Here is a 20,504-nt window from a genome sequence, read left to right on the forward strand (position 1 = left end):
ATAAGGAGTATCCCAATGATAGTATTTATGGAACTTGTGTCAGAAAATGGCCCATTAGGGCTCTGTGCAAGCAACATACCGTATAGCATAACCATCACAGGTTTTTCGCCTGTGGATCTGTCCATCGCCTCGTATTAAAGGTGCAACAATGAAATCGAAAGTGTTGAGCTCGCTGCTCTTCTGGATTGTCGTGGCGATCGTCGCCGGCTTTCTGTGCAGTTTTTTCTTTCCTGACTGGCTCGCGCGCGTCTTCGTGACGTTCAATGGCCTGTTCTCGAACTTCCTGGGATTCTTCGTCCCAATCCTCATCTTCTCCCTGATCGCCCCCGCGATTGCGGGCCTGGGCAAGGGCGCGGGTAAGTGGTTGGGTATCACGGCCGGGGTCGCCTACGGATCCACGATCATTTCCGGCCTGATTGCCTGGGGTGTGGCTTCAGCACTCTACCCAACGTTGCTGGCTGGTACGCAGCTGCGTACAGATATCGACGACCCCTCCGAGGGCGGCCTGTCGCCGTTCTTCGAGGTGGAGATGCCTGCACCGTTTGAGGTGATGTCGGCGCTGCTGCTCGCGTTCGTGATTGGTATCGCGATGACCACGGTGAAGTCCCGCACGATGCACGAGGTGCTCAACGAGCTGCGTGACGTGATCATGAAGGTGGTCCAGAGCTTCGTCATTCCGTTGCTGCCGCTGTTCATTTTCGGTACGTTCCTGAACCTGGCTATGAACGAGAACTTCGGTTCGACGATGGCCGCGTTCGGCGTGGTGCTGCTGCTCTCGGTCGGCATGACGATCGTGATCGTGCTGGGCCAGTACTTGATCGCGGGTGCGGTGGCTGGTCAGAACCCGTTCACGGCGCTGAAGAACATGTTGTCGGCGTACTTCACGGCGCTGGGTACGTCGTCCTCCGCGGCGACGATTCCGGTCACCTACCAGTCCACCCTGAAGAACAAGGTGGACGAGAACGTGGCGGGCTTCATCGTGCCGCTGTGCGCGACGATTCACCTGTCTGGTTCGATGATGAAGATTACGCTCTACGCCCTGGCGATTGTGTTCATGGCGCAGCTGCCGATCACCGGTGGCGCTGTCGTCGGTTTCGTGCTGCTGCTTGGCATCATGATGATCGCTGCGCCGGGCGTGCCTGGTGGCGCGATCATGGCCGCGGTCGGCCTGCTGCAGGCGAACCTGGGCTTCGACGAGTCGATGATCTCCCTGATGATCGCCGCCTACATTGTGGTTGACTCCTTCGGCACCGCGGCGAACGTGACCGGTGACGGTGCGATCGCGATGATTGTGAACCGTTTCGCGAAGGGCAAGATCGTCACGCAGGATATGGAACGCGCCAAGGAGATTCAGGCGCAGGACGCCTAGTCGCTAGCGAGCCCCCGCCCGAGCGGTGCCGCGACGAGCAGCTGTACAAGAAACAGCGTGAGCGCCGGCACCAAAAAGAAGTAGGCGGGGATCCACACGGCAACTGAGGTCCACAGCGGCAGGGATGCCGCCGCCCCGATGCACAGGAGTGCGCCGAGGGTGCGTGGCAGTTGCTGGAACGTGAGGATCACGGAGCGCCCCAGGGTTTCGCCCAGGGGCGCTTTTTGCTGCTCTTCTGAGGTCGCCTGGAGGTCCAGCTGCGCCTGGAGCGCGAAGAACCACACGCTGATGCCGGCGATGATGAGGATGCCGGACAGGGTGAGCCCTTGCGTGAGGTTGAGGAGGTGGCCGTCGATACCCGCCTGGAAGATGACCCACTGTTGGTAGATGACGCCGAGGGCGATGGCGACGAGGACCCCCCACCACTGCGTGGAAGCGCCGCCGAATTTGCCGCCGCCGTAGCGGAACTCGCGGAGGTAGTGCAGCCCGTAGCGGGAGCCGCGGCCTTCGACCATGTATCCGGTGACGACGTTCGCGGCGCGGATCGCCATGCCGCCCGTCACGATGGGCAGGCTAGACAGCACGAAAAGCATGTTGACAATGACAATGTCCGCCATCAAGGTGAAGGCGGACATAAATCGGGAATCGGGATTGAAAAGGCTCACGCCAGAATGTTATCCCTTCACGGCGCCAGCTGCGACACCTTCCACGATGTGCTTCTGGGAAGACATGTAGAAGATGATGATCGGGACGATGGCGAGCACGAGCATTGCCATCATTGCGCCCATGTCGCGGTTGCCCTGGGATCCAACGAACTGCTGGATGACCACTGGGATGGTGCGGTATGGGGTGGACAGGCCGATGACGAGGTATGGCAGCAGGTAGTCGTTCCAGACCCACATTGCGTTGAGGATGGCGACGGTCACTGCGGTTGGCTTGAGCATCGGGAGGACGACGCGGAAGAACGTTTGCAGTGGGCTGCAGCCGTCGATGGTTGCTGCTTCTTCAATCTCGAGTGGGATTGACTTGACGAAGCCGGCGAACATGAAGACGGACAGGCCTGCACCGAAGCCGGTGTAGAGCACCACCATGCCGAGCGGGTTGGCCAGGCCGAGGCGGTCGGCGATGGTGACGGTTGGGAACATCACCATCTGGAACGGGATGACCATGGAGAACACGAACAGGTAGTACAGCGTGGACGTCCACCACGTTTTCACGCGGGTGATGTAGTAGGCCGTCATTGAGGAGAAGAAGACGATGGAGGCGACGGAGAGGATCGTGATGGTAAATGACCACACGATGGCCCACGCGAAACCTTCACCTTGGACGCCGGTGATGTAGTTTTCGAGTCCGGCCCACATGTCGCCGAGTGGGATGGCGAATGGGTTGTTGGAGATCGCGAACTTCTGCTTGAAGGAGTTCAGGAAGATGAACACGATGGGTCCGAGGAAGACCACGGTGAGGAACACCAGCACCGCGTAGATGAGTACTTTGGCTGGGCCGCTGACGCTCGCCTCGGAGGCGGTGACGGGTGCCTTTGCTTTGGTTGTCATGGGTTATGCCTCCACTTCCTTGCTGCGTGTTGCGCGCAGCTGGAACATTGCGATGACGACGACCACTACGACGAAGATGACGGCCTTTGCTTGGCCGACGCCCTCGACGTTGTTGCGCAGGAACATCGTGTTGACGATGTTCAGGGCGACCATTTCGGTGGATCCGCCTGGGGCACCGTTGGTGAGCGCGAGGTTCTGGTCGAAGAGTTTGAAGGTGTTGGACAGGGTCAGGAAGAGGCAGATGGTGATGGACGGCATGATCATTGGGATGGTCACGTGGCGGAGCATTTCCCACTTGGAGACGCCGTCGAGTTCTGCTGCTTCGATGAGCTCTGGTGGCACGTTCTGCAGGCCGGCGATGTAGATGATCATCATGTAGCCGACGAGCTGCCAGTTAATGAGGATGACCAGGCCAAGGTAGCCGTACTTCCAGTCGGAGACGATCGTCGTGCCGTATTGGGCGAGCACGGCGTTGATCATGGATTGCCATGTGTAGCCGAGGACGATGCCGCCGATGAGGTTCGGCATGAAGAATACGGTGCGGAAGAAGTTGGTGCCTTTGAGTTTCCGTGTCAGTGTCCAGGCGATTGCGAACGCGAAGACGTTGACGGTGATGATGGAAACGATGGAGACGAGGGCGGTGAATCCGAACGCTCGGACGAAGCCTTCTCGCGCTTGGAACGCTTGGACGTAGTTGTCGAATCCTACCCAGGTTGCGTCGGTGATGGTGTGGAAGCTGGTGAATGACAGCAGGAAACCAATGACGAATGGGGCAAGGAAGGCGATCAAGAACGCAAGCAGCGTCGGCAGTACGAAGATTGGGAAGTATTTCTTCAGTGATTGCTGCATTTGTGGTGCCTATCTGGGGAATAAAAAGCGCGGAGTGCGCTGTTCGCACACCCCGCGCTCTGGTTTACAACATGTTCAGTGCTTAGTTGGAGCCCTTTTCGGCCTTCCAGTCCTCGCTGAACTTAGCGACGACGTCTGCCCACTCCATGTTGCCGGATGCGTACTGGGCGAGGTTGCCGCCGAAGTCATCCTTGAACTGCTGGGATGGGAAGAACTGGAAGTCCCATGGCAGGGTGCTCAGCTCGGTGTTGGAGATGGCTTCCTGGACCTGGCGTGCCAGCGGGTCTGCTGGGACGTCGGTCTCCGTGTAGTTCTTGAACGGCGCGATGAAGCCGAGGTCCTCGATGACGTGCTTCTTGCCTGCCTCGGAGGTGAACAGCCAGTTCAGGAAGTCCTTGGTGGCCTGCTGGTCCTCTTCTGGAGCCTTGGCGTTGATGGCGAGGTAGTTCTCGGTGCCGACGTTGATGCCGGTCTTCTCCTCATCTGGGAGGCCCATGTACATCGGGAGGAACTTGATCTTGTCTTCCTTCACGACGTTGCCGTTCACGTCGGCGATCTGCGACCATGCCCAGTTACCGTTCTGGACGAAGGCTGCCTGGCCGAGTGCGAACTCTGCCATGGAGTCGGACACTGCCTTGGACGGTGCCAGGGTCGGCGCGACGGTGGAGTTGTTCAGGTACAGGTCAAAGAGGTTCTTGAACTCCTTGTTGTACTTGAAGGTGACGTCCTCTGCGTCGGTGGTGCCGAGGTCCTCGAACTCGAAGTGCATTGGGCCGTTGGCCAGGTGGGTCTGCCAGCGCCAGTCCTCACCGCTGGTGAGGGAGGTGGAGGCGAAGGTGCCGTCGATGCCGAGCTCGTCCTTCTTTGCCTGCATGTCTTCGGCGAGCTTCTTCAGGGATTCGAAGTTCTTGACTTCGTCCATGGAGGCGACTGCCGGGTTTGGCAGTGCGAAGTACTTGTCAGTGATTTCCTCGTTGTAGATGATGCCGAAGCCTTCAACCGCGAACGGGATGCCTCGGACGGTGCCGTCTTCCGCGGTGAGCGGGGTGACGTCCTCGTTGAGGTCCTGCGCGAGGGAGAAGTCGGACAGGTCTGCGGTGTAGTCCTTCCAGGTCTTGAAGCCGGTTGGGCCGTTCATCTGGAAGAGCGTCGGAGCGTCGGACTTGCCGACCTCGGTGCGCAGGGTCTGCTCGTAGTTGCCGGATGCCGCGGTGACGACCTTGACTGGGACGCCAGTTTCTGCGGTGTACTCTTCGGCGATTGCTTGGTAGGTCGCGTCCTGCTCAGGCTTGAAGTTGAGGAAGTAGACGTTCGGACCTTCGGTGTCGCCACCGCCGCCACAGGCGACGAGGGCGGATGCTGCCAGTGCTGCGACAGCGGTTGAGGCAAAAGCTCGCGTGAATTTCTTCATGGGCCATCCTTCATGTGTAGCCGTGCTCCTTGCCAGCGTTACCCGATGCGGTTCACGGCGCGTTATAAGGTACTACCTCAGCATAGTGACCATTTATGGAGCACGGCAAACATTATGGCCCGCGTCACATCTCCGGGGGTAATTTATAGACGATTGCTTCGTCCGGATGCCCCGGCAGCACATGATCGAAATAGGACTGCGCCGCCTCGGCCAAGGTGACGTAGCGTTGGTCGTTTTGGCTCATGAACCAGCGGTGATCCAGGATTTCGTGGAAAATCTGCGCGGGTTCGAGCTTCTCGCGCAGCTGCGGCGGGATGAGTTCCACGATGGGTTCGTAGTTCTTCACCATCCAGCGGTGCGCGACGGCTTCGAGGGGGAGCTTGCCGCCGTAGCGCACGGCGCGGTAGACCTCCATCTCGCCGAGGAGGCGCTGTGCCTGCCGGTCCTGCACCTCCAGCCCGGTGAGTCGCAGCAGCTTTTTCTGGTAGAAGCCTGTGGAGAACACGGCGGGCTCGATGATCACCCGGTAGGTGTCTTCCCCGTCGTGTTCGATCTCGACTTCGCCGACGTCGAAGCCCAGCTCATTAATCTTTGCGACGCGCCCAGCGATCGCCCCGAACGCATCACCTTCGACGATGAGCTCCCCTGTCATCAGGTCCCACAGTTCGTTGTAGGTGGAGGCGATATCGTTGCCAAGGGTGATCACGTCGACGTCCTCGCTGAGGTAGCCGCCTGCCTGCAGGTCCATCATCTCGCCGATGATGTTGACACGGGCGACGTCGACGTCGTAGAGGCGTCGTCCGTCGGAGATGGGGTCGTGGAATTCGCCGGTTTCGGCGTCGACGAGGTAGGCGGAGAACTGGTCGGCGTCGCGGCGGAACAGGGTGTTGGACAGTGAGACGTCGCCCCAGTAGAAGTGGAGCAGGTGCAGGCGCACCAGCAGCACCGCCAGGGCGCGCACTAGCTTGTTGATGGTGTCGACGGTGATGTCGCGGGAGAACACGTCGCGGTACGGGAGTGAGAACCGCAGGTGCTCTGTGACCAGGCAGGGGGTGAGTTCCTCTCCGTTTTCGTCGACGCGGTGCGTGATGACGGCCACGGGGACGACGCAGGGGGCGTCGAGCTCTTGGAGCCTCCGGAGCATGTTGTACTCGTGGTAGGCGACTTCCCCGCCGATTTCCTTGACTGCGAAAACTAGCCCGTCAGCTTCGATGAGGCGCACCGTGTGTCGCGAAATGCCGCGGGGCAGCGCCGCGAGGAGGTCGGAGGACCAGTCCTCGAGTGGCTGCGCCCACGGCATTTTCAGCAGTGTTGGTGCGTAGACGGGCGAGACAACGCTGAGTTTCTCGCGCAATGTATGTCCTTAGATCCGCTGGCCAGTTGCCTTGCTAAATACGTGGAGCCCACCGTCAACGATCTGGACGTGGACGACGTCGCCCTTCATCACGCCGGACAGCGGCGCGGTGCGCACCACGATCTGGCCGGAGGTTTCCTCCTCGAGGCCCTCTTCCTTCCAGCCGCCGCCTGCGAGGTGGCCGTACAGGTAGGAGTCGGAGCCGAGCTCCTCCACGAAGTCGATCTCGACCGGGATGGAGTGCTTCGCGGTCTCGTCGACGACCTGCAGGGACTCTGGGCGGAAGCCGAGGATGACCTGGCCGTCGTCTTCCACGGTGAGGTGGGAGATGTGCTCGTCGGAAAGCGGGATGGAGGCGCGGCCGAGCTTGGCCACCTTTTCGGTCAGGTCGACGTCGAAGGTAGACAGGTTCATGGCTGGGGAGCCGATGAAGCCTGCGACGAAGACGTTGTTCGGGTGATCGTAGAGCTCACGCGGGGTGCCGACCTGCTGCAGGACGCCGAAGTTCAGGACGGCGATGCGGTCGCCCATGGTGAGGGCTTCCGTCTGGTCGTGGGTGACGTACAGCGTGGTTACGCCCATGCGGCGCTGCAGGTTCGCGATCTGGGTACGGGTCTGCACACGCAGTTTCGCGTCCAGGTTGGACAGTGGCTCGTCCATAAGGAAGACCTGTGGCTTGCGCACGATGGCGCGGCCCATAGCCACGCGCTGGCGCTGACCACCGGACAGTGCCTTCGGCTTGCGGTCGAGGTACTGGGTCAGGTCAAGGGTCTTCGCGGCCTCTTCCACTCGCTTGTCGATCTCGGCCTTGTCCATGCCGGCGATCTTCAGCGCGAAGCCCATGTTCTCGCGCACGGTCATGTGCGGGTACAGGGCGTAGTTCTGGAAGACCATCGCGATGTCGCGGTCCTTCGGGCTGACGTGGGTGACGTCGCGGTCGCCGATGCGGATGTGGCCTTCGTTGGTGTCCTCGAGACCGGCGAGCATGCGCAGCGCGGTCGACTTACCGGAGCCGGACGGGCCGACGAGGACGAGGAACTCCCCGTCCGCGATTTCAAGGTTGAGTTTGTCGACACTCGGCGTGGTCGCACCCGGGTAGATGCGCGTTGCGTTGTCGTAAGTTACTGATGCCATGTGGTCCTCCATCGGCAGGTACGTGCCGAACGTTCCGTAGTGGGGATAAGGTACTCCCTTAACCTACCATCTGGAATCACAAGCCCATACTCGCTATGTCGCGAGTCACACTCCCGCTACCCCCGTTACATCCTCCCCCCGTACGGGGCTGAACTGCGTGACGTGTCCCCGTTTTTCAAACTTTTTTCTATTTGGAATACCCCAAGGTCAGCGCGAAATTAAGAGAAAGTTAAGAAACCTTCGTTGTCCCCTGTCTTTAAAGTTTAGGCCGATTTTCTCACGGGTATTCCCCTTTTCGCAGCTGGTTCCGTATAGTCCCAAGGAGAGAAATTCGAAGCAGAGACCCGGCACCTAGAACACGAGGTGCCGGGTTTTTCTTTGCCTTCTTAGAATTTTTTTAAGCCGCCGGGCCCTCGCCGTCCAGGATCCGCTGCGCGTCCTCGGTGCTCAGCTCGTATCCGTAGAACGTTGAGTAGAATTGTTGCGTCTCAGCAACCAGGTCGACGTCCTCAAACTTCTCCGGGTGGAACAGCTTCGCTGCCCACAGCAGCTGCAGCGCTTCCTCCGCCGAGTAGCGGCCCCAGTTCGACGTCCCCACCGGGTTCTTCACCACGTTGCCCTGCTTCACCGCAGGCACGTTCGCCAGTGCAGGATCATTCACCAGCTTATCGACGCCCAGCTGCGCCTCCATACCGCCCACGATGATGAAGTCCGGAGCGGCGTCGACAATGTCTTGCGGGGTGACGGTCGTGACGTCCACAACCTCCTCGATCACATTGCGAGCCCCCGTCGCTGCAATCCACTCCCCCACCAGGGAGTCCGGCCCGTCCGCCTGCGTGACGTCCTCCCCGCCAACGATATGCAGCACCTTCGGCTTCTTCTCCCCCGGCATGCCGCCCAGGCGGTCCGCGACCATCTTCAGGTTGCGCTCCATGTAGGTCACGTACTCGGTCGCCTTCTGGTCGGCCTCCTCGGTGCCCAGCGCGTTCGCCGTAATGCGCACGGACTTCATCAGCTGCTCAAAGTCATCAAAGTCGACCCTCGCCGCCGGGATCCCCTGCGCACGTGCCGCCTCGACCTGTTCCTTCGAGGAGGTTAGGAGCATTTCTGGGTTGATTTCCTTCAGCTCTTCGACGTTGAGGCGCGTCCCGGAGGCCGGCGTCGGCAGTTCCGTGACGTGCGGGTAGATCTTCGTCAGCCATGGCAGCCGCTTCGCTTCCTCAGTGGTGGCCACCAGGGTGTCCCCGCCACCAAGCATCAGCACAAACTGATTATTGACGTCCCACGTGTCCGCCAACCGGGTCACCTGCTTCGGCACCCGCACGTCTGTGCCGTCGATGTCTGTGAGCAGGCGGGTCGTGTCCTCCTGGGTTGTTTGGGTCGTCTCCTCGGCTGTGTTTTCGGCTGAGTTTTCTGCTGAGTTTTCGGCGGTACACCCGGTGACCAGCAGTGTTGCGGTCAACAACGTTGCGGCTACGGCGTGGTGACGCATAGGAAAGGACTCCTTCTTAGGGGTTGTGATTACGCCAGCAGTGTACCCACCGACACCCCCATGCCCGAACCCGCCCCTCCCCGCGCACCAAATTCCCTCACGCAGTCTCAACGACCTGGTCTTTTGCCGACGCCGCTTCCAAAATTCCGGGATTTGGTGTCGTATCTCGGCGTGCCAGTGCCAAAGGACGCAACCGATAACATATAGCACATTTATGACCTGCGGAAATGCGGAGGCCGGAATTCAAACATGCGTCTCTTGGCACTGAGGCCTCTGTGTACGCACCACATTCCCACCTGGCCGACCCCCGACCTGGGCTTTTGCCAACGGCGCTTCCCAAAATCCAGGAATTTGGTGTCAGTCCGTGCTTGGTGCGCACCACATTCCCACCTGGCCAACCCCCGACCTGGGCTTTTGCCAACGCCACTTCCCAAAATCCAGGAATTTGGTGCGGGGCCGGGGCCTGCCTGCAAGGGCCTCAAACATAAAAACGCAAAGAGTGAACCCCCTGCGCTCTCGCACTCGAAAATGGGGGGGTGTTGAGTGCTCAACCGGACTCGGGGGGGAATCCGTGGGCAGGAGGCTCATACGCGATTGTAGCGTGCCTTCTATAATTACACAACTCCTAGCATTGTCCCAGCTCAGGGGCTATAGGTGGATGACTTCTACGTTGTCCCAGTGTTCGGCAAGGTAGTTGGCGGCGACGATGCGGTGGCAGGTGCTCGGGTCGGCTTCGGAGCACAGTAGTACTACGTCGGAGAAGGTGTCGCGGTCGAGGTCGGCGGCGTGGCGTTCGTCGTACTCGGCGCGTAGTGCCGCGGCGAACTTGTCGAAGGGGATCTCGTTATGCCGGTAGGCGTGCATGAGCTCGTGGCTTGATGCGAGGGTCAGCTCGTGGAGGTAGGGCATGTCGAGGATGGTGCGCAGGAAGTATTCCAGGTCGTGCATTTTGGTGAACCCTGCGAGCTGGTTGGTGTTTGACCTGCGGATATCCACGACCCGCGAGATGTTGTTGTCTCGCAGGATCGTGAAGAACTCTTCGGCGCGTTTGTGGGAAAACCCTAGGGTATACAGCCTCATACGGCGTCCGCTACCGCCTTGGCGACGGCCGGTGCCACGCGGGGGTCGAGTGCTTGGGGGACGATGTTGTGGGCGGTGGGGGCGTCGATAAGTGAGGCGATGGCCTCGGAGGCGGCGAGCAGCATGGGGCGGGTGATGCGGGTGGCGCCGGCGTCGATGGCGCCGCGGAAGATGCCGGGGAACGCGAGGACGTTGTTGATCTGGTTGGGCATGTCCGAGCGCCCCGTTGCGACGACCCCTCCGTGCCTGCGCGCGACTTCCGGATCGATTTCCGGGGTGGGGTTGGCCAGCGAAAACAGGATCGGTGCCTCAGACATGAGGAGGACTTGCTCTTCGGTGATGTGGCCGCGCGAGAGGCCGATGAAGGTGTCGGCGTCGCGGAGGGCGTCGTCGACGGTGGTGTGGATGTTGCGGGGGTTGGTGCGCGCGGCGAGGGACTGTTTGATGGGGGTGAGGCCGACGCGGTCGGCGTGGATGGGGCCTTGGGAGTCGAGGACGATGATGTCGCGGATGCCGGCGTCGAGAAGCATGTCGACGCATGCGATGCCCGCAGCTCCGGCGCCGGAGATGACAACGCGCAGGTCGGTGAGGGTGCGGTCGAGGACGCGCGCGGCGTTGCGCAGTGCCGCATAGATGACGACGGCGGTGCCGTGCTGGTCGTCGTGCATGACGGGGATGGTGAGGCGTTCGTCGAGGCGCCGTTCGATCTCGAAGCAGCGCGGCGCGGCGATGTCTTCGAGGTTGATGGCGGCGAAGGATGGCGCGATGCGCACGACGGTGTCGACGATTTCGTCGACGTCGTGGGTGTCGAGGACGATCGGGAAGGAGTTCAGTCCAGCGAACTGCTGGAAGAGTTGGGCTTTGCCTTCCATGACGGGCAGTGATGCCTGAGGCCCGATGTCGCCGAGTCCGAGGACCGCGGTGCCGTCGGTGACGACGGCGACGGTGTTCCCTGCCCCCGTGTAGTGGCGTGCCTTGGCGGGTTCTTGCGCGATCGCCTCGCACACTTCCGCTACCCCCGGCGTGTAGCAGATGGCGAGGTCCCGCATGGTGTTCACCTCCATCCGTGATTGGATGGAGAGCTTGCCGCCCTCATGAGCTGCGAATATTTCGTCTGTCGTTGGCTGTCCCTGCACGATTTTCCTTTCATCATCCTAAAGATTGACCCCATAGTACAGCTGTGGTGCGCCCGGGTCTATGGGTTAACCCCGGTGTGTTTCACGTGAAACATGGGAAACGTGGCGGTGGACTAGACTAAGATGTCTTTAACTATGTTGTTTTTCACCCAAAAGGAGCGCAGTTGCGACGCGCAACTAAACTCGGAGCTGCAGCGCTAGCAGTAACGCTGGCGCTAGCGGGCGCCGCCGCTCCCAACGCTGCTGCGGACCTCAGCTCCGTGCGCTACACCGCCGGCGTCGTGGTGAACCAAGGCGACATTGTTGAGGTCGGTATCACGAAGTGCCAGGTTGGCTACGTCGATGCGGCGTCGAAAACGGTGTACGTCGCGCGCCACTGCTTCACCCAGAGCCCAGGAGAGGTCCTGTATAAGAACAGTCAAGCGGTGGGCTACAGCACTCGCGCCGGGCTTATCGACGCCCGCTTCAAAAACGACGACGTCATGGCCGTCAGGCTCTACGAGGATGTCATCGCAGGCCAGAACGTGTTTTCAGGCGATGCCGTCGTGGATTACGGCACCCTGGAGTCTGACATGAAGGTGTGCGCCAACTCGGTGAAGCAACGCAAGGTCGTCTGCGGGCATATCCAGGGCGCGGGCGACGGCGTGATCAAAGTCGAGGCCGACGAGACCCTTATCCAGGGTGACTCCGGCGGGCCCGCCTGGCTTGTCGATGACTCCGGCAACCCCGTCTCCTTCCTCGGCGTGATCTCGCAGACCAGCACTACCGAAACCCCGAACGGTAAGCCCTGGTACGAGTGGAAGATCACGTCCGTGACAAACAAGTCCTGCCGTGCCAGCACGGAAGTTCCCTCCTACACGCGCACGCAGCCCGAGTCGTGCGGCATCCACGACGACGCCCCTGGCCTCCTCGCCCCGGAAACCAGGACGCGCCCACCCGGCCAGCCCTGGATGAAGCGAGTGGCCAACGAGTTTGAGGTGTTGTCCTCGAAGATCAAGGCCGGGGAACCCCTGAGCCGACAGCAGGAGGACATGGTCTTGGGGCTTACGCTGTCGATCCTGATCGGCGTGAGTGGACTGGCCCTATACGCCGCGTACCTGGCGGGAGAGCCGATGGTCGCGCGGTTCGTGGATGGGCTCAAGCGCTAACCCGTCACTGAGCAACTCGATTGGAAGAAGGGTTGAATATGGAAAGTCCGCTGTGGGATGACTTCTGTGAGAACCAGGGGCTCACCGAGTTCGAAGATATTACAGACCTGAGTGCTTCTGGCGTGCTGAGAAACCTCATGATGCACAACACCTCGACAGAGGTGACGTTCGATTGCATGAAATACAGCGGAGGTACCACGGACGCCGAGGGCCCGTTCACTGATTTCACGGTGTACCGTGTGCACTCCTATCCCGCTCAGTCTGAGCACATCTACTTTCGCGACGGCGAGAAAATCGACCACACTGGTCCGGAAGTTCGCAACAATCAACTGATCCACCGAGCCCAACACACGTCAGGCTGTGGGTGGCCAACTGTGCTGTTGTACTACCAGGGATACCCTGAGTTTTGGGGACACAGTTTTAAGACACCACCGTACGCGCACTACCCACGCTCGTTTACCCGAGCAGGAAAACCACTGGAACAAGGCCGTTACATCAGAGTTGTGAGCTACTCCGACGAGGAGATGCAGGGGCTTCAAATGTGGAAGGAAGCCGTCATCGATACGGAATTTTCGATGGCGGTCCTCTTCGCTCGCCACTACGGATCCGAAATCGACGGAGTGTGGACCATGCTTCACATCGACGAGCGGCACGACCGCCGGTGGCCAGAACACAAAATAGCTGATTATCACTGGTCTTTCTAGAATCGTCACCAATGTCGACTCAACCGATCGGTTGACGCAATGTTCAACCTGTGGCGCGATTACTTTCTGCGTCCGCTCCAGCACCATTGATGGTGTCAATGGATTTCCCGCCCGTGTTGGCGGTTGTAGAAGGAGTGTGCAAGGTGCAGAAGTTGTACAGGGCAGCAGTGTTGTACTTGGTGCTTGGGTTGGGCGCGGGGTTGTTCTACCGCGAGTTCACCCGCGCGAATGATTTCCCGGAGGGCCAGTTCACGCAGCTTGGCGTGACGCACACCCACCTGCTGGTGCTTGGCTTCATCATGTCGTTGATCTTCTTGGCACTGGAGAAGCTGTTCCAGGTGTCGCGGTCCGGCAAGCTGTTCACGTGGTTCTTCTGGGTGTACAACGTCGGCGTGCTCATGACCTCGGGAATGATGGTCTGGCACGGCATCCTCACTGTGCAGGGCAAGGAGTCCACGGCGATGATCGCAGGCATCGCGGGCCTGGGTCACATCGCGATCACGGTTGCGCTTGGCCTGTTTATGGCGGCGCTCGGTCGCGCGCTCAAGACTGTTGAGCCAGAATCAGTAAGGCGCTAGTGATGAGCGAAGTAGAGGTCACCACGCCAACGCGTCGCGACTGGATCAGCCTCGCCGTCCTCTCGGTGGGGCTCGGGGTCATCGTTCTCGACGGCACGATCGTTGGCGTGGCGTTGCCGTCGATAATTACTGACCTCGGCCTGGACCTCACCCAGGCACAGTGGGTGAACAGCCTGTACGCGGTGTTGCTCGCCGCGTTGTTGCTGTCCACGGGCAAGATTGCGGATTCGTGGGGCCGCAAGCGCGCCTTCCTCGCGGGGCTCGGGGTATTCGTCGCGGGCAGCGTCCTCGCCGGCTTTTCGACGTCCGCCTCGACCCTCATTTCCGCCCGTGCAGTGCAAGCCGTGGGCGCGGCCCTCATCATGCCGTCAACTCTGTCGACGGTGAACGCGGTGTTCCGCGGGAAGTACCGCGCGGCCGCTTTCGGCGTGTGGGGCGCCGTGATCTCGGGCGCCGCCGCCGTCGGCCCCCTGGCCGGTGGCGCACTGACGCAGTGGGTGTCGTGGCACTGGATCTTCCTGGTCAACGTGCCAATCGGCGTGCTCGTCGCCATCGGAGCGGTGCTCACCGTCCGAGAGACCCGCAGCCCCGACAAGCTCCCCGGCATCGATGTCGACGGCGCCCAGCTCAGCGCCATCGCCTTCGGCACCCTCGTCTTCGCCATCATCGAGGCACCCGACCTTGGCTGGTGGACCCCCAAGGAACCCCTGACCGTGTTCGGCTGGACCTGGCCCACCACCGCCCCGGTCTCCCCCATCCCCGTCGCCCTAGCGATTTCCGCCGTGGCATTTGCGCTCTTCATCCGCTGGGAACAACACCGCAAGCGCGTGGAACGCTCCGCACTCCTGGACTTGGGCCTGTTCTCCTACTCCACCTTCTCCTGGGGCAACATCACCGCCGGCGCCGTCGCCATCGGCGAGTTCGCCATCATCTTCATCTTGCCGCTCTACCTCATTAATGCGCTGGGCCTGTCCGTCATGTCCGCCGGCCTAGTCCTGGCTGCGATGGCCGTCGGCGCGTTCCTCTCCGGCGCGGCCGCCCGCCATGTCGCCGCCCGCTTCGGCGCGCCGGGCACCGTCCTGATCGGCCTCGCCCTCGAGGTTGTGGGCGTCGTCATCCTCGCCCTTGTCATGGGCGCCGATACCAGCGGCTGGCTCATCGCCGCCCCACTCACCCTCTACGGCCTCGGCCTGGGCCTTGCGTCGGCGCAGCTCACCGGCACCGTGCTTCGGGATATTCCGGTACAGCGCTCCGGCCAAGGCTCCGCCACCCAAAGCACCGTCCGTCAGATCGGCTCCGCCCTGGGTACCGCGGTCTCCGGCTCCGTCTTCTCGATGGCCCTCGCCATCACCCTCCCCAAGACCCTCACGGCCGCCGGCATCACCGGCCCCCTTGCCGACGCCACCTCCTCCACCACCCGCCAATCCGCCGGCTCCGCCATCACCCAACTCCGCATGGAGGGCGCAGCCAGCGCATTCGGGGACCAAACCGCAGTCGTCGTGCAGGCCCTCAGCGAGGGCATGACCGACGCCGCCCGCTGGTCCCTCCTCGCCGCCACCGCCTTCCTGGCCCTCGGGTTCGTCGGCGCGCTGCAGGTGCGGAGGGCGGCCAAGGCCGGGGCGTAGGGCCCTGCCACGTCCCCTGTCCTCACAAAGTTCTCGCGCAATCGATAGTTTTCGCAAGCTTACCCTTATTATGAGGTTCGTCTCTTTTTGAAAGTTTAGTTCAATTCATCGCAATAGTCTGCTATCTTGAAAGGGAACTGAACCTCAGTAAAATACCGACTCGCTTTCGGTATTGAATGCTCCAGCCGGTGTCCAACAGGACGCCGGCTTTTTCTTTCAAAGGAAAATATTGTGAAGAAATACAACATCGGTATTGACGTTGGTACCCACTCTGTTGGCTTTGCCGCAATTGAACTCGACGAGCAAGGCATTCCCTGCAACATCCTGAGCGCGATGTCACTCATTCATGACTCTGGAGTGGATCCGGATTCCAATAAATCAGGTATTACGCGACTTGCCGTTTCCGGTGTAGCCCGGCGTACCCGTCGCCTCTACCATCGCCGAAAGAAGCGTTCCATTCGTCTGGACAAGTTTCTTGCATCACTCGGCTGGCCGGTCGTCCCATTTGAGGAATACACAGACCCTTTCTTGCCTTGGACAGCTCGAGCCCAACTCGCAACGCGCTACATTGAGACCAAAGAAGTGCGGGAGGAAAAGCTCTCTATTGCGATTCGGCATATTGCCAATCATCGTGGATGGCGAAACCCGTACTCGAAAGTGTCGTCGCTCTATGCGCCAAAAGGGCCAAGCGACAACTTTGAAGAGATTCGCGCACAGCTTTCCCAGAAGTTGCACGTTGATATCCTAAGCGACCTCACCGTCGGCCAGTTGATCTCATTTGCCAAAGTCGGTGAAGATCGTTTGCGTGGCGGAGGAAAGCTCAAAGACAAAAAGAAGGCTCCTGAGGATGTCAAACAAGCAGTGATCTCTGCACGTCTCCACCAAAGTGATCTTGCTCGTGAGATCAACAAGATCTGCGAGGTGCAGCGTATCGACGACTCCCTTCGGAAACAACTGATCGATTATGTTTTCGCTGCCGAGTCCCCGAAAGGCGCACAAGCAGGAAGAGCAGGTAAAGATCCTCTTCAGCCACACCTTGTCCGGGCACTGAAAGCATCCGACGCATTCCAGCGTTACCGGATTGCTGCGCTAATCGGAAATCTCAGAATTCGGACGGGAGAAGAAAAACACCCGCTTGACGTGACACAGCGTCAGCTCGTGTTTGACTATCTTCTCAATCTTCCGCCGTCGACGGTGCCTTCCTGGGTGTCTGTCGCGGAAGTGCTCAATATTGACCGTGGAAGGCTCGTTGGCACTGCGACAATGACTGATGATGGCGAACGTGCTGGAGCACGGCCACCGGTTAATGACACGGATCGACTCTTGTCCTCTACCTCTGTGAAGCCCCTCAAACTTTGGTGGAAATCGGCTGCTCAGGATCAACGTGCTGCTATGATCAAAGCCCTTTCAAACGCTGAAGTTGATGACTGGGATTCTGAGGCAGGCGCCTTCGTGCAAGCGTTTTTCACCACACTGTCCGAAGAGGACCAGGAAAAGCTTGACAGTGTTCACCTGCCGATTGGTCGCGCAGCCTACAGCGAGGATACGCTGTGCCGCCTTACAGAGCGCATGCTGCAAGACGGAGTGGACCTTTACGAAGCACGGCGACTTGAATTCAACGTTCCTGCTGACTGGACTCCACCAGCACCAGAAGTCGGTGAACCCGTTGGTAATCCCGCGGTGGACAGAGTTCTCAAAGCCGTCGCGCGGTGGATTGCAGCTGCCGAACGCGAGTGGGGCGCCCCTCAACGGATTGTGATCGAACATGTCCGAAGCGGCTTCATGAGTGCGGCTAAGGCCCGAGAGTTAGAGCGCGAGAATGAAAAGCGTCACAAGCAGAATCAGGAAATTGTCCAGGCAATGCATAAGAAGCTTGGCATTGAGAACGCTGTACGTCGTGAAGATATCTGGCGTTTCCAGTCCGTACAGCGGCAAAACTGCTGCTGCGCCTATTGCGGTAAAACAATCACATACTTCACCGCAGAGATGGACCACATCGTTCCGCAAGCCGGGCCTGGTTCGTCGAATGTACGAGAGAATCTCGTGGCAGTCTGCCACCAATGCAATCTGGCAAAGGGGAATATTCCTTTTGCAACGTGGGCAAGCAAGTGCGGTATCCCTGGAGTGAGCCTAGAAGAGGCACTAGAAAGAACCCGTCACTGGAATGAGGACTCAGGTCTTTCCAGAGCTCAGTTCAAAAAGTTCGTATCAGCTGTTCAAACGCGTCTTCGTCGAACAAGCTTTGACGAACCTTTGGATAACCGATCGCTGGAGTCAGTTGCATGGATGGCAAACGAATTACGAGCTCGACTCGCACAGGCAACGAGACAGCATGGCACGCGTGTTCATGTTTACCGGGGTGAGTTGACGCATGAAGCACGTTTTGCATCTGGCATTTCTGGCAAGCTGCGGTTTATCGACGGGGCCGGCAAATCCCGTCTCGATCGCCGCCACCATGCGATTGATGCTGCCGTGGTCAGTATGACAACCCCGTACGTCGCAGAGGTGTTGGCATTGCGCAGAAACAAGAAACGTGCTCAGTACTTGGCTAAACAACCTCTTCAGTGGAAAGAGTATGAGGGTGATGATACTGCGCATCAGATTGAGTGGCGGAAGTGGAAAACTCGCATGTATAAGCTTTCCGAACTTCTGGAGTCAGCGCTTCTCAATGATCAAATTGCAGTTACTTCCAATCTTCGTCTCCGCCAAGGAAACGGTCGAGCTCACGAGGACACCATTGGTGCACTCGACAAGTTACGGGTGGGTGACGCGCTCACACCAGGGCAGATTGACCGAGCAGCGACGGAAGCACTTTGGTGCGCCCTGACGTATCACCCAGATTACGATGAGAAAGAAGGGCTCCCAGCTGATCAAAATAGAAAGATTCGCGTTCACGGAACACATCTCGACGCAAGTGATACTATCGAGTTCTTCCCCGGCAAGGATGGTGCGGTCAAGGTTCGTGGCGGTTTTGCCAAGCTGAGTCGTTTTCACCATGCGCGTATTTACCGAATCACGACAGGTAAGAAACCGGTGTACGCAATGTTGCGTGTGTACGACCACGATCTGGTTCGGCACCGGAACACCGATGTTTTTTCGGTAGAACTACCGCCACAGAGCATCTCGATGAGGCAGGTTGAACCGAAACTCCGGAAAGCGCTGCAGGAAGGTACAGCGGAATACCTCGGCTGGTTAACCGAGAATGACGAGCTTGTGATCGATGTTTCAGGGTTTAAGACTGGCCAAATCAATACGCTGCGACAAACATACGGCGATATCTCACGCTGGCGTGTCGATGGATTTGCTGACTTGTCCAAAATTCGCCTTCGCCCACTAATGATGTCAGCGGAAGGGCTACGTGAGGATTCCCCGAACGATGTGAAAAAACTGATCGATCGTCCTGGGTGGCGACCATCGGTCAACGTCTTGTTCTCCTCGGGAGCGGTTTCCGTTATTCGCAGAAACACCCTCGGGCAAGAGCGTTGGTTCTCCAAGAGCCATCTTCCAGTTTGCTGGAAAGTCGAGAATGAGTAATGAATCCCGGCTGGAGGGTGATTGACTGCACACAGTTGGTCGGTTCTCTGCGGTATGAGCGCGGTCAACTGGTTGTAATAAGCAGTCAAACCGATACAACCACGAAGCTGCCGATAGCTCAGCTAGCGGTAGTTCTCGTGGGCGTGCAGGTGTCAATCTCCGGAGCAGTCTTAGCAAAACTCGGCGAATATGATGTTGCCTTGCTGATCTGTGACTGGAGGAATGTCCCGGTCGCAGGCGCCTATCCTTGGTCAACACATACCCGCATTGGGGCCCGGACCAATGCACAAGCGAGTATGTCGAAACCAGCAAGGAAGCGAGCATGGGCGGCAATTATTAAGGCAAAAATCGCTGGTCAGATAGTTACCGCACTTGCGTTGACCGGGCAGGTCGATACCAAACTCGCTGGTTATCCAGCGTTAGTTCTTTCTGGTGATACTACGAACATAGAAGCGCAAGCTGCACGTCATTACTGGGCTTCTATCTCAGAGCAAGAGTTTTCGCGCCTTCCAGGTTCCGGCGTAGACTTTCTCAATTCTGCATTGGACTACGGCTATACCGTGCTACGTGGAATCGGAATTCGTGCTGTCTGTGCGGCTGGTCTTAGTGGTGCTTTAGGTGTTTTCCATCGTGGTAGAAGTAACAGCTTTGCTCTCGTCGATGACCTCATGGAACCATTCCGTCCTTTCGTTGACTATTCGGTGTTCGGCGAACTAGATACTGCAAAGGATTTTGGCGCTTTGCACAAGCAACATCTCGTCGAGTACATCAAGGCAGCGCCATTCGCTGCCAATGGTGAGACCGTTTCCACTGTATTTGAGTCGTTCGCGCAGTCATTTGGCCTTTACGCGGAGGGAAACATCACTGATCTTGCTGTCCCACAGTGGAAAGGACCAGCTGATGCCAGCGACGGGAAGTGAACCCATGTGGTGCGTAGTGATGTTTGACCTTCCAGTAAAGACTGCCAATCAGCGACGTGAGGCGACCAGGTTTCGAAATGACTTGCTTGATTTAGGCTTCTGCAGAGCACAATACAGCGTCTACGTGCAGTATTTTCCGTTAGCTTCAAGGATTTCGTCTACTGTCAAAGCTTTAAAGCTGGGTCTTCCTGTTGGTGGCGACATTCGGATCATGTCAGTGACGGATCACCAGTGGTCGAAAACTATTCGTTTTTCTAATGCTAAGGAGAGTACCCCCGAGGAACAGCCGTCTCAACTGACAATTTTTTAACGCAGGCATGCGAAAAACACCCTGTTCAGACGCCCTTTTTTGAGGGACCTGAAGTCTATCAGGGTGTTTGGGAACTGAACCCCAGCAGACTTGGGCGGACATCGTCGGTCACCCGAAGTCTATCAGGGTGTTTGGGAACTGAACCCCAGCGTTCGATGACTTCATGGGTGATGTCGCCGAAGTCTATCAGGGTGTTTGGGAACTGAACCCCAGCCGGAAAAGGCGCGGGCTGCTGCCGAAGAGAAGTCTATCAGGGTGTTTGGGAACTGAACCCCAGCTCGACGCACACAAGGAAACAATGTGGTTG

The 20,504-nt window shown here is 59.0% G+C and carries 17 protein-coding genes and 1 CRISPR repeat array (1 of these 18 only partly in view); of the genes, 8 read left to right on the forward strand and 9 right to left on the reverse strand.

Features of this window, described 5'->3' with window-relative positions:
- Positions 1–148 precede the first annotated feature (148 nt).
- Positions 149–1,369: a dicarboxylate/amino acid:cation symporter gene (locus QP752_RS06000; protein WP_284804875.1), complete on the forward strand. Its 1,221-nt coding sequence runs from the start codon at positions 149–151 to the stop codon at positions 1,367–1,369.
- On the opposite strand, the gene QP752_RS06005 is transcribed toward QP752_RS06000, so the two are convergent.
- From QP752_RS06005 to QP752_RS06045, 9 genes are all read right to left on the reverse strand, one after another.
- Positions 1,366–2,034, reverse strand: coding sequence for a hypothetical protein (locus QP752_RS06005; RefSeq protein WP_141742231.1), 669 nt, complete (start codon positions 2,032–2,034; stop codon positions 1,366–1,368). The two genes, QP752_RS06000 and QP752_RS06005, sit on opposite strands and share 4 nt — an antisense overlap.
- 9 nt (positions 2,035–2,043) lie before the next feature.
- Positions 2,044–2,922 (reverse strand): carbohydrate ABC transporter permease, encoded by an 879-nt coding sequence (locus tag QP752_RS06010; RefSeq protein WP_284804877.1) that lies wholly within the window; start codon positions 2,920–2,922, stop codon positions 2,044–2,046.
- Between the two features lie 3 nt (positions 2,923–2,925).
- Positions 2,926–3,771 carry a carbohydrate ABC transporter permease gene (locus tag QP752_RS06015; RefSeq protein ID WP_284804879.1) on the reverse strand — a complete coding sequence of 282 codons (846 nt, stop codon included), beginning with the start codon at positions 3,769–3,771 and terminating at the stop codon, positions 2,926–2,928.
- Positions 3,772–3,853: 82 nt separating this feature from the next.
- Positions 3,854–5,182: an ABC transporter substrate-binding protein gene (locus QP752_RS06020; protein ID WP_284804881.1), complete on the reverse strand. Its 1,329-nt coding sequence runs from the start codon at positions 5,180–5,182 to the stop codon at positions 3,854–3,856.
- A gap of 124 nt (positions 5,183–5,306) precedes the next feature.
- The gene (locus QP752_RS06025) at positions 5,307–6,536 is read right to left on the reverse strand and encodes a DUF4032 domain-containing protein (protein WP_070478637.1); all 1,230 of its coding nucleotides are present in this window, start codon (positions 6,534–6,536) and stop codon (positions 5,307–5,309) included.
- A 9-nt stretch (positions 6,537–6,545) separates the two neighbouring features.
- A complete protein-coding gene (locus QP752_RS06030; protein ID WP_070975516.1) occupies positions 6,546–7,670 on the reverse strand; it encodes an ABC transporter ATP-binding protein in 1,125 nt (374 codons plus the stop codon).
- A gap of 397 nt (positions 7,671–8,067) precedes the next feature.
- Positions 8,068–9,162, reverse strand: a complete 1,095-nt coding sequence (locus QP752_RS06035; RefSeq protein ID WP_284804886.1) for an ABC transporter substrate-binding protein — start codon at positions 9,160–9,162, stop codon at positions 8,068–8,070.
- Positions 9,163–9,810: 648 nt separating this feature from the next.
- Entirely contained in the window at positions 9,811–10,242 is a 432-nt protein-coding gene (locus QP752_RS06040; protein ID WP_070361630.1) for a DUF488 domain-containing protein, read from the reverse strand.
- On the reverse strand, positions 10,239–11,378 hold the full coding sequence (locus tag QP752_RS06045) for an NADP-dependent malic enzyme (RefSeq protein ID WP_284804889.1): 1,140 nt from the start codon (positions 11,376–11,378) through the stop codon (positions 10,239–10,241). The genes QP752_RS06040 and QP752_RS06045 overlap by 4 nt, the downstream gene beginning before the upstream one ends.
- A gap of 164 nt (positions 11,379–11,542) precedes the next feature.
- Here QP752_RS06045 and QP752_RS06050 point away from each other — a divergent pair, with 164 nt between their 5' ends.
- The 7 genes from QP752_RS06050 (at position 11,543) to cas2 (ending at position 20,197) form a co-directional block, all read left to right on the forward strand.
- Positions 11,543–12,526 (forward strand): hypothetical protein, encoded by a 984-nt coding sequence (locus tag QP752_RS06050; protein WP_284804890.1) that lies wholly within the window; start codon positions 11,543–11,545, stop codon positions 12,524–12,526.
- A gap of 38 nt (positions 12,527–12,564) precedes the next feature.
- The gene (locus tag QP752_RS06055; RefSeq protein ID WP_284804891.1) at positions 12,565–13,230 is read left to right on the forward strand and encodes a hypothetical protein; all 666 of its coding nucleotides are present in this window, start codon (positions 12,565–12,567) and stop codon (positions 13,228–13,230) included.
- A gap of 143 nt (positions 13,231–13,373) precedes the next feature.
- Complete coding sequence (locus QP752_RS06060; RefSeq protein WP_284804893.1) at positions 13,374–13,808, forward strand: DUF2871 domain-containing protein; 435 nt, start codon at positions 13,374–13,376, stop codon at positions 13,806–13,808.
- 2 nt (positions 13,809–13,810) lie between these two features.
- Positions 13,811–15,433 (forward strand): MFS transporter, encoded by a 1,623-nt coding sequence (locus QP752_RS06065; protein ID WP_284804895.1) that lies wholly within the window; start codon positions 13,811–13,813, stop codon positions 15,431–15,433.
- Positions 15,434–15,661: 228 nt separating this feature from the next.
- Positions 15,662–18,967 (forward strand): type II CRISPR RNA-guided endonuclease Cas9, encoded by a 3,306-nt coding sequence (gene cas9, locus QP752_RS06070; protein ID WP_284804907.1) that lies wholly within the window; start codon positions 15,662–15,664, stop codon positions 18,965–18,967.
- The gene (gene cas1, locus QP752_RS06075; RefSeq protein ID WP_284804897.1) at positions 18,967–19,887 is read left to right on the forward strand and encodes a type II CRISPR-associated endonuclease Cas1; all 921 of its coding nucleotides are present in this window, start codon (positions 18,967–18,969) and stop codon (positions 19,885–19,887) included. Before cas9 ends, cas1 begins: the two co-directional genes overlap by 1 nt.
- A 4-nt stretch (positions 19,888–19,891) precedes the next feature.
- On the forward strand, positions 19,892–20,197 hold the full coding sequence (gene cas2 / locus QP752_RS06080; RefSeq protein ID WP_255364828.1) for a CRISPR-associated endonuclease Cas2: 306 nt from the start codon (positions 19,892–19,894) through the stop codon (positions 20,195–20,197).
- Between the two features lie 50 nt (positions 20,198–20,247).
- A CRISPR array of direct repeats spans positions 20,248–20,504; the repeat unit is 36 nt; unit sequence GAAGTCTATCAGGGTGTTTGGGAACTGAACCCCAGC (it continues 2,727 nt past the right edge of the window).

Origin of the sequence: Corynebacterium sp. UMB10321 (assembly GCF_030228725.1) — a bacterium.
GTDB lineage: Bacteria > Actinomycetota > Actinomycetes > Mycobacteriales > Mycobacteriaceae > Corynebacterium > Corynebacterium pseudogenitalium.